The 12,299-nt window shown below is 69.5% G+C and carries 7 protein-coding genes; 1 reads left to right on the forward strand and 6 read right to left on the reverse strand.

Annotated features, from left to right (window positions below; all coding sequences use genetic code 11):
- From AB0N78_RS11235 to AB0N78_RS11260, 6 genes are all read right to left on the reverse strand, one after another.
- A partial coding sequence (locus AB0N78_RS11235) for an Ig-like domain-containing protein (protein WP_363389932.1) occupies nucleotides 1–2,670 on the reverse strand: 2,670 nt, incomplete at its 3' end.
- 2,548 nt (nucleotides 2,671–5,218) lie between these two features.
- On the reverse strand, nucleotides 5,219–6,010 hold the full coding sequence (locus tag AB0N78_RS11240; protein ID WP_363389935.1) for a DUF3027 domain-containing protein: 792 nt from the start codon (nucleotides 6,008–6,010) through the stop codon (nucleotides 5,219–5,221).
- Nucleotides 6,010–6,393, reverse strand: coding sequence for a cold shock domain-containing protein (locus AB0N78_RS11245; protein ID WP_363389938.1), 384 nt, complete (start codon nucleotides 6,391–6,393; stop codon nucleotides 6,010–6,012). Before AB0N78_RS11245 ends, AB0N78_RS11240 begins: the two co-directional genes overlap by 1 nt.
- A gap of 68 nt (nucleotides 6,394–6,461) precedes the next feature.
- Nucleotides 6,462–7,670: an EAL domain-containing protein gene (locus tag AB0N78_RS11250; protein WP_363389941.1), complete on the reverse strand. Its 1,209-nt coding sequence runs from the start codon at nucleotides 7,668–7,670 to the stop codon at nucleotides 6,462–6,464.
- 153 nt (nucleotides 7,671–7,823) lie between these two features.
- A complete protein-coding gene (locus AB0N78_RS11255) occupies nucleotides 7,824–9,041 on the reverse strand; it encodes a M20 family metallopeptidase (RefSeq protein ID WP_363389943.1) in 1,218 nt (405 codons plus the stop codon).
- Between the two features lies 1 nt (nucleotide 9,042).
- Nucleotides 9,043–10,326 (reverse strand): MFS transporter, encoded by a 1,284-nt coding sequence (locus AB0N78_RS11260; protein ID WP_363389946.1) that lies wholly within the window; start codon nucleotides 10,324–10,326, stop codon nucleotides 9,043–9,045.
- A 237-nt stretch (nucleotides 10,327–10,563) separates the two neighbouring features.
- Between AB0N78_RS11260 and AB0N78_RS11265 the strand changes: the two genes are divergently transcribed.
- Nucleotides 10,564–12,264: a hypothetical protein gene (locus AB0N78_RS11265; protein ID WP_363389949.1), complete on the forward strand. Its 1,701-nt coding sequence runs from the start codon at nucleotides 10,564–10,566 to the stop codon at nucleotides 12,262–12,264.
- Nucleotides 12,265–12,299 lie beyond the last annotated feature (35 nt).

Consider the following 12,299-nt stretch of genomic DNA (forward strand, 5'->3'; position numbering starts at 1 on the left):
GGCGTCGACGACCTCGATGGTCACGGTGACCTCGACGGTCTGACCGACCGAGTCGGTCCAGGTCAACACGACCTGATCGTTTCCGACGAACCCGGTGTTCGGGGTGTACGTCAGCACACCCTCGTCCACCGTGGCCGTACCGTCCGCACCCTGGGTGGTCACCGCCAACGTCAGGCCGTCACCGGTGGCCAACGCCCCCAGATCCACCGACACCGCCGTGTCCAGCCCGGTCCGCAGCGCAACACCCTGACCAGTCGGCTGGGCGATCACCGTGATGGTGACATTCGCCGTCGCCGTCGCACCCGACAGATCGGTCACCGTGTAGGTGAACGTATCCGTCCCCGCGAACCCAGCAGCCGGGGTGTAGACGACCTGGCCGTTCGTGATGACGACCGCACCGTTCGCGCCCTGGGTCACCGCGGTGATCTGCCCCTCGGTGGCCACGTCGTTGGCGAGGACGTCCACGGTGACCGCGGTTTCCTCACCCGTGCGTGCCGAGTCCGCCGCCACTGCGATCGGCTCGACCACGGCGACCGTCACCGTGGCGGTGCCGGTCTGGCCGATGGAGTCGGTCACGGTGTAGCTGAAGGTGTCCCCACCGAGGAACCCCTCCACCGGGGTGTAGACGACCTGGCCGTCCACGACCTCCACCGTGCCGTTGGTGCCCTGCGTCACCGACGCAATCACGCCGTCGGTGGCGGTGTCATTGCCCAGCACGTCGACCGTCACCGCGGTGCCCGGACCCGTGTGTGCCGAGTCGTCGGTCAGCGCCAGCACGTCGGCGACCGTCACAGTCACCGTCGCCGTGTCCGTCTGGCCCAGCGAGTCGGTCACCGTGTAGGTGAAGGTGTCCGTCCCGGCGAACCCAGCGTCCGGGGTGTACACGATCCCGGTGCCGGACAGCTGGGCCGTGCCATGAACCGGACCGGAGGCCACCACGAGGGTGCCCGTGCCGACGAACGGGTCGTTGTCGGTGACCGCGACCGTCACCGGGGCGACATTCGTCGTCGATGCCGAGTCGTCGGCCAGCTCCGGTGCGCGCACCACGGTGACCGTCACCGTGCCGGTGGTGGTCTTACCCAGCGAGTCGGTCACCGTGTACTCGAACGAGGTGGTCCCGAAGAACCCTTCCGCCGGGGTGTACGTCACCACCGTGCCCGCCACCGAGGTGCCCTCGGCTGTGGTGCTGATCGCGGCACTGTCACCGGTGAACAGACCGGCCAGGTCGATCGGCGTCGATTCCTGACCGATCGTCACCGCCGTGTCGGATGCGGTCGGCACCGCCACCACCTGCACGGTCACCGTGGCCGTGGCGGACTGGTTCATCTTGTCGGTCACCGTGTAGGTGAACGTCTCCGACCCCGGGGTGGACCCGGCGGTGTAGGTCACGACACCGTTCGACTGCGTGACCGTGCCGGCCGTCGGGGTGCCCAGCTGGGTGATCGCCGCCGACGGGTCGACCGTGTCGTTGCCCAACACGGTGATGTCAACCGTGTCACCAGCGGACACCCGCGCGGTGTCATCCACCAGCACCGGTGCCGGGATCGGCACCACAAACCCCAGGTTCAGATCCGTCGCGGTCTCGGTCGGCTGCAGAGCCACCGCACCACCCGGCACCTCAGCGGGCACCATGCCCGACACCGCACCGTCCACGGCGACCGTCCACGAACCCGGCGCGAGACCGTCCAGGGTGTAGGTGCCATCGGCAGCGGTGGTCACGGCTGGAGCATCCGCAGCGGTCACCGTCTGGTCGTCACCGGAACCACTGTCGTCGATGCCGTCCGGACCGAAGGTGTACCCGGTCGCGATCACCCGGACCCCAGCGAGGCCCGCATCCCCGGAGGTCAGCGCCCCGGAGTAGTCCACGTCGTCGTACACCGTGCCGGACAGCGACACCGCGCCCGAGGGCAACTGCACCGCCGCGACATTCGCGATCGGCTGCGCGATCAGCTCCACCACACCCGACACGTCATTGACCACCGCACCCGAGGCCGCCAGGGCACCCGGAGTCACCGTGATCTGCGCCTCGCCGGACTTGCCCGGCAGGATGTTCGCGGTGACGAACCTCAACGCCGTCGCATTGCTCGGCGGGTTCGCCCCGGACGCGAGCGTGTTCCAGCTGATGCCGGTGTCCCCGGATCGGTCCCCGTTCACCGCCGCCATCACACTGGCCGACGCATCAGTCGTGTACTCGATGGCAACCGCCATATCCGCGTTCACCGACACCGCGTCCAGCGACAGCCCGGGCAGCCCATCGGTGCCGCGACCATCACCCGAGAACGGCAGAATGTCGACGATCTTGCCGACCCCGACCGGGTTCTCCAGACCGTTGAGCCACGAGACGCTGTACGTCACCGGGACGCCCGGGATCGCGAAGCTGGACGACGCGAGCTTGGTCATCACAAACGCGGCGGGGGTGTTGACCACCAGGTCAGCGGTGTCCGTGCGGAAGCTGGCCGCGCGGGGGTCGCCATCCGAATTGATGACCGCCGTGACCGTCAGCGTCGCTGGCATCGTGATCCGAGTACCGATCCCGACCTGGAACGTTAGCGGGGCTGCCGCCTGGTTCGCGGTGAGGTCACCGAGCGCGAAGGTGTAGGTCACGCTGCCATCAGTGTTGGTCACGCTGGCGATCGGAGCCTGCCCGGCAGGCCAGGAGCCTGCGATCATGGAGATCTCACTCGGCAGACGCACGTCGACCGTAGTGTTGGTAGCCATCGCGGTGGAGGTGCCCGCGGGCGCCGACACAGTCGGCTGGACCGTCACCGTTCGCACGGTGCCGGCGTCGGCGCTAGATGCGTCCCAGCTGATGTCAACGCTAGTCTCCGCGCTCGCAGCTAGCGCTCGCGCGCCGAGCACATGAGTGGGTTCCGTTGGGTCATAACTGGAGCGAACCAGAGAAAGGTTGTCACCCCAGTACTGGAAGAACACCGGAATCGGAGTGCCGGCCGGCAGGCTCTTGCTCGTTCGAGTCAGCGCAATCGCGCCATACGCACTCTCATTTCCTACCGGATCGAACATGAAGCGAACCGCGTTGGCATCGCCGCCAGGAACAGCCGTCGAGTCCGTCGTCCAGGCCGGATCACCGTCGCCGACACTCCCGCAATCAGCAGCCTTGCGCTGAGAATCACTACTGACACCGAGGTGCGCGTACTCGACGCGAACCACCCCGATATCCCGGATGCTCACAGGTCCAGCTTTTAAAACACTTTCGTCCCAAACCCCACAAATGGAGAGACCGGTGACTTTGGACGACTGTGGAGTTTGGACTTGAAGGTACCCACCAAAGCGCAGCGTCTGTCCGGCAAACATCGGCGCGTCGCCACTCGATACAGAGGATGAACCCTCCGAAATCGGCCCGAGCCACTCCAGTTTCCCAGATTCGGCATAAACCCTTCCCAGGCTCGGACCAACCGTTGAACCGACCTTGAAAGTCCAATAGGCACTGTTAACCCCCGAAACATCAGCCGCCCCCGGCTCGTGCCCTGGAGCATACGCGCTCCCGTAATTGGACTGTTGCGAGACCGACGCGGGATCGAAGTCGGAGATCTTTGCCATGAGCTGTCGCTGTTCAGGATAGTCAGTCAACGGCATCCACAGCACGATCTGCGCGGGCGCAACATAGGCGCGGTCGGGGTTTAATACCCCCGTGGAAGTCTCGGTCGGATACGTACGCGCATCGGTCACCGCATCCTTGACGGTCACCTGGACAGGCTGCCCCGGGCCAGCCTGTTGACAGGTCCAGACGCCGGCGTCCGGAACCGAGTTTGCAGCCGTGTAGGTCGTTCCATTGATTTTCGTTCCGATTGCACGATTTCCAGTATTGGCGCCGCAGAAGTTGCCGACTTCGTAGTTCGACCCCATGCTAGATGCGTCAATGGTGAATGTGAACTCGTCCGAAAGCCCTTCTACTCCGCGATCCCCACGAGCCCCATCGATCAATTGATAGAGGTTAACAAAGATGCCTACGCGCTGCCCCTCGACGCCGTTCTGCTCATAGTACCCGGCCGCTGTCGCGGAAACCTCCATATTGACCCGCGGCGCAGCACTCACTGTCACCTCAGCCGGAGCCGAGTCCGTCGCCCCAGCCGACGACAACACACTCGACAACTCCTGCCCGTTTGCCGCGTAGTCCACCGTCGCGCGCACCTGATAGCTCGCCGTCGCCGCGGTCTGGTTCTCGCGCGTACAGGTCAGTGTCCGCCCGTCAGTCGAGACCGCAGCATCACCTTCCCGGCACGCCGACACCGACTCGGCGGCCCGCCACGACATACCCTCGGGAAGGCTCTGCGTGAATGTGATGTCCCCGGGTGTGACGATCGAGTAGTCCCAGCGGTACACCACAGAGTCGTGTGTACGCACGATGCCGTTGGTCTCGGATGAGTCATTCCCGGGAGTGTCGTCGGCGTCCCATGTGCCGTCGCTGTTCGGGGTGCCGTCCCGCAAGACAGTCAGAGCCAGGTCGCCTGCAGTGCCGACGGTGCCGGCAGCGGGCACCACGGCCGCAGCAGGCGCGGTGGCTGGACGATCGGCACCATCCACATCCACCGCGGGCTCATCCCCCGCCCCGCCATCGGACGGGTCCTGGTCGCTGGCAGGCTCCGGTGCATCGCCGGTTGCAGCATCGGTCCCCTCGTCGGGCTCGCTCGACGCCGGCTCGGAAGCCGTCACCTCGGGCGTGGCCACCGCCTCCGGGGGGTCGGTCAGGGCTATGGCGGGCGCGGCGAGGCCGACTCCGACCAGGAGGGCCGCGGCCAGGCTGGCCACCGTCCTCCGGCCGGGGAGGGCCCGCGCCCTTCGCCTGCTCGCACTGAGGTTCGTCATCAGTTGGACTCTCCGCTTGTCATGTCGTGGCCGCCCGCCCCCGCACGGCGCCTTCTACTGCCCCCTGGGCACTCAGGACTCCGCGGCGGCGACATTCGCCCTCAGTATTCGCAAGTTTTTCCTGTGACCCTGGTCACATGGACAGACGGGTGACATCACCGTCCCCTCGACGCCTTGAGTTCTGGCGGAGATACGGGACAGGTGAGTACGCATCACGGTTCACCTGGGTGGCATCACGGCCAGATCCAGGGACCCTCGCGCCCGGCTCAGTGCTCGCGCGGCGGTGTGATGGGTCGGCGGGAGATCTGTGCGGCGATCGGTCTGCCGTCGCCGACGGTGCAGGTGGCACAGCGGTGTGCCCACCCGGGTAGCAGGCGGTTCAGCGCCCACTCAGTCAGTCGTCGGAGGCGGTCTTCTCATCCGAGATCGCCACAGCCGGCTGCACCTCGACCAGCAGCTCGTCCACCAGCGCCGACGGCTCCGGCCACTCTGAGGGCCGCTCGGGCACGTCGGTCTGGGAGTGCGCACCGCAGCCGTGCTCCAGCGCCACGACCTTGCCGTCGTCCGGGGACCACTCGTTGGCGCACACCCCGAACACCGCGCCCAGCGGTCCCTGCAACGGGATCAGGAAGCCGCAGGTCATGCAGCCCTGCGCGGAGGCGACCGATCCGGCGGTGGCCGGGCCCTGCCGTCCGCGGTACCAGCGATCGGCGGCCTCGTTCAGCCCGACCGGGGACAGCACCCGCTCCCGAGCGAGGGCCAGCTCGTCGATGGCGACCTCGTCCAGCTCCGGATCTCCGGTGGGCGTCCAGCCGGGCTCCAGGCGCGGGTCGTCGGCCTTGAAGGGCAACACGTCGCCGGGGCCGATGTCGCCCGGGCGCAGTCGCTCCTCCCACGGCACCCAGGCCGGGGCGAGGATCGCGTCGTCACCGGGCAGCAGCACCGCCTCGCACACGGTGGCGACCCGGCCACGGGGCACCCGGGACACGGTGACGGTCCACACCCAGCCGCGGTAACCACGGGCGGTGCAGGCGAACCGGTGCGAAACCAGGCGCTCGGAGTCGACGGTGGCACCCAGGTGCTCACCGACGTGATCGGGCTGCTCGGCGATCTCGACCGCGGCGGCGCGGGCCAGCTCCACCGCACCGATCAGCACCGGCTCCTTGCTGCGGGCGGCGGCAGCCATCACGCCTCCAGGTCGTCGGCGACGGCGCGCAGCAGGGTGGAGACCTGGGTCGCGCGACCCTTCTCCGGGTACCGGCCCCGTCGCAGGTCATTGCCCACCCGGTCGAGCACCTTGATCAGGTCCTCGACGATGACGGCCATGTCATCGGCGGGCTTGCGGACGGCCCGGGCCACCGAAGGCACCGGGTCGAGGATCTTGACCGACAGCGCCTGCGGACCGCGGCGGCCGTCGGCCACTCCGAAGTCCACCCGGGTGCCGGGCTTGGGCGAACCGATGCCGGCCGGGAGCGCGGAGGCGTGCAGGAAGACCTCGCTGCCGTCCTCGGCGGCGATGAAGCCGAACCCGCGGTCGGCGTCGAACCACTTGACCTTGCCGGTGGGCACTGAGTTCCCCTGGGATGTTCGTCGAGAGCCGCGACCGGCGTCGCCGGGCGGCAGGTATCAGGCTCAGGCTACCGGTCAGCGACCTCGACGGTCGCATGCACGGCAGGACGGGCGAGACCGGGCTGGTACACCGTGGCCAACAACGCCCGGGCCTCGCGCAGTGCGGTCAGGTAGGTCATCGACACCTGCAGCCCGGTGTACGGCGGCGGGATGACTGGCGAACGCTCGGACCCCATCGCGTCCAGGTAGTCGTCCAGCACGTCGCAGACCTCGATCACCACCGCGCTCGGTGCCCGTCTGCGCAGCTGCGGATCGAGTTCGACCACCGGCACATGCAGCAGGTCGCTCATCATCCGGACCAGCGCCTCGGTGGAGGCCTCCAGCGCGTCGTGCGGGGCCATGATCTCCGCCGCTCGGGTGCGGGCCAGCGCGGTCAATGGGATCTCGTCGTCGTGGTGCCCGGCGGTGGCCAGTACCTCCAGCACCAGCATCGCCCGCAGTCGTTCCCGGCCGAGCAGCACCAGCGCCTGATGCAGGTGCCGGACCGTCCGCCCAGCGCCGGAGACCGAGTTGACGATCCGGAACACCTTGAGCGCGATGGCCGGGTCCGCGGCGGTGAGCCGGGCCAGCCGCCGGTAGGACACCTGCGGGTCACCGAGCTGCACCAGCAGCCGTCCGGCCACCACGGCGTGATGAGCCAGCGCCGGTCGAGTCAGCACGGTCGGTCGACGGAAGTAGTAGCCCTGGAACAGCGGGAAACCGGCGTCCTGGGCCCGTCGCAGATCGTCCTCGGTCTCCACCCGTTCGGCGACCAGCGCGGCCAGCGGTGCCGCCTCGCGCACCTGAGCGGCAAAGGTGGCCAGCCGGTCACCGAGCTGGGCCATATCGATCTTCACGTAGTCCGCCAGCGGCAGCAGCTCCCAGCGCGGGTCGTCCGGGCCCAGGTCATCCAGAGCGATGCCGAAGCCCCGCTCCCGCAGCGCGGTGATCCCGGCCCGGACCTGCTCATCCGGCGGCACATGTTCGAGTACTTCCAACACCACCCGGTGCGGGTCCAGTGCCACCGGCAGCTCATCCACCAGGAAAGAGCGCGGCACATTGACGAACAGGTCACCGCGCCCGGCCAGGTCGTCCACACCGAAGGCGGTCAGCGTCGCCGCGATCACTGTGGCGGTGGCGCGGTTGTCATCCATGCTCTCTGTACCGCCCAAGCCGGAACGCTCCGCGGTGGCCGACGGGCGGAACAGCAGTTCGTGCCCGATGGTCCGGCCCAGCACGTCATGGATCCCCTGCCGCGCGACACACACCTGGTGCGCCGGACCTGGGGGCACGCGGGATTGCGGCATCGGCGTGCGATCCCTCCGGGCGACAGCGGTACTCCGGTTGGATCGGCAGCCCGCCCCTCTCTTGTGAGCCCGATCAGCCGGACTTCACCCCTGGGTCAACCGGTCCCAGGCCAGCGCCGCCAACACCGCCGGTCCGACCGCAAGCGCCTCATCGGCGAACCGCGCCTGCGGGGAGTGGTTGTACGCCGCCGTCGCCGGGTCGCTGCCGGGCAGGGTGGCCCCCAGTCCGAGGTACGCGCCGGGCACCTGCTCCAGCACGTAGGAGAAGTCCTCCGCCCCGGCGATCGGCTGCGGCGCGTCGTACCAGCCCTGCTCCCCGAACAGTGCGGTGGTCAGCTCCCGAGCCCGCTCCGCCTCGTCCGGGCGGTTCACCGTGACCGGGTATCCGCGGCGGTAGTCGACGGTGACGGTCAGGCCGTGGGCGGCGGCCACCCCCTCGCAGACCCGACGCAGCCGGTCCGGCACCTGGTGGTGCACCACCTCGGAGAACGACCGCACCGTCGCCTCGATCACCGCGCTGGAGCTGATCACGTTATCGGTGGTGCCCGCGGCGATCCGACCCACGGTCACCACTACCGGGTCGAAGACGTCGAACTGCCGGGTGACCATCGCCTGCAGTGCCAGCACGATCTCTGCGGCCACCGGCACCGGGTCCAGCGCCAGATGCGGCATCGAGCCGTGACCGCCCTTGCCGTGAACGGTGACGGTCACGGTGTCCGCGGCGGCCAGCATCGTCCCGGCGCGGCCCGCCACCAGTCCGGCCGGCAGGATCGAGGACATCACGTGCAACCCGTAGGCGGCGATCACCCGCTCACCCGCCGCGTCCAGCACCCCCTCCTCGATCATCGGCTGCGCACCGCCCGGTCCCTCCTCGCCGGGCTGGAACATGAAGACCACCGATCCGGCCAACCGGTCCCGGCGCGCCGCCAGCAACCGGGCCGCACCGACCAGTCCGGAGGTGTGCAGGTCATGACCGCAGGCGTGCATCACCCCCGGGTGCTCGCTGGCGAAGGGCTCCGCGGAGTCCTCGGTCACCGGCAGCGCGTCCATGTCACCGCGCAGCAGCACCGCCGGACCGGGCTGCCCGCCGCGCAGCACGGCGGTGATCGCGCTCATCGTCTCGCTGACGTGGATCTCCAACCCCAGGGGGGCCAGCGCGTCGAGCACCAGCTGCTGGGTCTGCGGCAGGACCAGCCCGAGCTCGGGCACGCGGTGCAGCGCGTGGCGCAGGGTGGCGAGCTCAGGTGCCTGCTCCTGGGCGTCGGCGCGCAGGGCGGCCAGCTCAGCGGGGTCGAGGTGCATGTCAGATCTCCGATCCAGAAGTGACGACGCGGGTACCGGGCACGGTATCCACCGGGTAGAGCAATTTCTCGCTGACCAGCCACGATCCAACCGCGCTGATCGTCAGGCCGAGTGCGGCGTACACCGGGACCAGCCGCAGCGCGTCCTGGGCAATCAGCCACTCCGCGACCAACAGGAAGGTTCCACCGAAGACCGCGATGGCCGCCCCCGCCGGGACGCCGAGCCCCACCGCGCGCACCGGCACCGGGAACAGCCGGGCACCGGCCACCGGCGTGACCCCCAGTTGGAGTCCGACGCAGATGGTGAACAGCGGAGCGGCCACCAGGTAGGGCACCTCCCCGGCGACCATCCCCCACATCAGCGGGATCACCAGCACTGCGGCCGCCGTGAAGCCGATCCGGATCATCCGCAAGGGTCCGACCCGGTCCGCCAGCACCCCGGAGGCGATCATCGCCACCAGGAGGCAGATCAGGGCCACGGTGTGCTGGCTGGTGGCCTGGGATTCGGTGTAGCGCCCGGTGTGCCCAGCGAACTCGGGCAGGTAGACGCTGCCGAAGTACACCCCCATCGTCGACCCGATCGTCAGCATGAAGGCCAGCACCATCCGCCCGGCATGCCGCTTGAGCAGCACACCGGCGCGCTCGGAGCCGGCGGCCCGCGAGCGCTCGAAGATCTCCGACTCGGGCACCCCACGCCGGATCCACAGCGCCAGCAGCCCGCACAGCCCGGCCACCAGGAACGCGATCCGCCACGCACCCTCGCGCACCCCGTCGCCACCGAAGACCGCGAGCAGCGTCGCCAGCACGATGGTCCCGGCCAGAGTGCCGAGCGCGTCCCCTGAATAGGCGAAGGCCCCATACCGGTGGCGGCGCTGAGGCGGCGCGACCTCGACCACATAGGTGGCGGCGGTGGCCACCTCGCCACCCATCGCGATGCCTTGCAGCACCCGGGCGGCCACCACGATCACCGCAGCCCATGGCCCGGCCACCGCGGCGGTGGGGGCAGCGGCGATCACCAGTGCCCCGCAGGCGATCAGGGTCACCGAGACCAACAGTCCGGTGCGGCGTCCTCGGGTGTCGGTGATCCGGCCCATCACGAAGGAGCCGATCGGCCGGGCGACGAATCCGGCGGCGAACACCGCATACGCCCCCAGCACCTGGGCCACCGGGTCATCCCCGGGAAAGATCTGCCCCGCGAAGTACGGCGCGAGCAACCCGTACATCGTCCAGTCCAGCGACTCGACGAAGATCCCCGCCGTGCTGGCCACCACCACCCGTCGGCGCATCGCGCCCCACCCCCTTGTCGGCTGACCGGTGGGCAGATGGTGCCTCAGGCACATGTCCGGGCGGTTTCGACGCGCCGGGCGATTCGTCCCTAGTCCCGGCGCGGCTGTACGGCACCTCCATCCTCCGACTACCCAGGCGCACCCACCGCTGTCCCCAGCCGCCCACCGGTCCTCACCGGTCCGTCCGGTCGGCTTGCTGCACTGCGTGGCATCGCCGCCTCGCTCTTCGGAGAAGTCATGCCGCATGTCCTGACCGCACTCGCCCTGCTGGGCGTCCTCGCCGCACCCGCACCCGATGCCGGTCCCCTCACCGGTGGCACCGAGGTGCGCGTCGACCTGCCCGCCATTGCCTTCGACTCCCTCGCCACCGGCACACTGTCCACCGGTGCCCTCGACTCCGAGGGTCGGCTGTGGACCTGGGGCCGCCAGGTCTCCGGGGAACTCCTGCGTGTCGACGCCGAGAGCCCCGCCGCGCCGGCACCGGCCGACCAGGACCTCGCCGACGGGATCGTCCAGGTGGCGTTCGGCGACGACTACGCGCTCGCGGTGACCGCCGAGGGCGAGGTGCTGTCCTGGGGCCGCAATGAGCACGGGCGGTTGGCCGCCGACCCCGTGACCGTGCCAACCTCGACCACTCCGCTGACTGTCGATCTGCCCGGCCCTGCGACCTCGGTGGTCGCCGGGACCACCACCGGATACGCCCTGCTGTCCGACGGCACCGCCTGGGCCTGGGGCCGTGGCTCACATGGCGAACTCGGCGACGGGTCGATGACTGACGCGAACCCGGAGCCCGTCAAGGTGGCACTGCCCGGCCCCGCCACCGCCCTGGTCGCGGGTGAGGGCTTCGCGGCTGCCCTGGGGGCCGACGGCAGTGTGCACACCTGGGGTCGCACCGACTCCGGCGCACTGGGCGTGTCCATCGAGGAGCCGACCGTGCCTGTCCCCCACCAGGTGGATCTGCATGGCGCACCGGCGGAGCAGATCGCCGCCGGTGCGCGCCATGTGACGGTGCTGACCGACACCGGGTTGCTCGCCTGGGGCGGCAATGACTACGGCCAGCTCGGCACCGGTGACACTGAGCCCGTCATCACCCCCGTGGCAATGGAACTGCCCGACGCCACTCCTGCCATGCTGCGCGCCGGGGGCGACAACACAGCTGTGCTGGACACCGAGGGTCGTCTGTGGACCTGGGGCACCAACATCGTCGGCACCATCGGCGACGGCAACACGGGCGTCCTGCAACGGACCCCCACCCTGGCCAGCGGAACCGATGGGCTGGCGCTCACCGATGTCAGCGTGCACGCCTTGACCATGTACGCCTTGGACCAGGAAGGCGGCCTGTGGGGGTGGGGACTCAATGACGCCCGGCAACTGGGCATCGACCACCCGATGACCGTGCCCGACCCGATGCCGGTGGACCTGGGTCTGACCGTCACGGACGTCACCTTCGACGGGGGTTCGGCGGTGACCCTCGACCAGACCGGCACCTCGGCGTTGGCCACCGCCCCCGCCCATGACGCAGGCTCGGTGGATGTGGTGGTGAGCGCATTGGATCGCAACGGCGACCCGGTGCGACCCCGCGTGATTGCGGACGGCTTCACCTATCGGGCCGATTCGGTGGTGCCGTCCGCCGTCCCCGACACCGCGGCAGCGCAGGCAGCCGCCGCACCCGCCCCGACACCGTCCGACACCACGCCTGACGTCCTCGTGCCCAGTGCCACCACGCCCGAGGCCACACCCGCAACGACCACGGATACGCCACCGATCCCTCCCGCGACGCCTGCACCTCCTGGCCTGGTCACCACCGGCGTGCCGGTGGCCCTCGCCCTTGTGTCCGCACTCGGCACCCTCGCCGCCGGAGCACTGCTGTTCCGCGGGCTGTCTGCCGTCGTCACCCCCGGAACCACCGTTGGGAGAGATCGGCCGCGGCAGACCTAGTGGGCCCGCCGCAACCCACCCACCTGAGCGCCCCA

Source organism: Cellulomonas sp. NPDC089187, assembly GCF_040685135.1.
Taxonomy (GTDB): Bacteria; Actinomycetota; Actinomycetes; order Actinomycetales; family Cellulomonadaceae; genus Cellulomonas.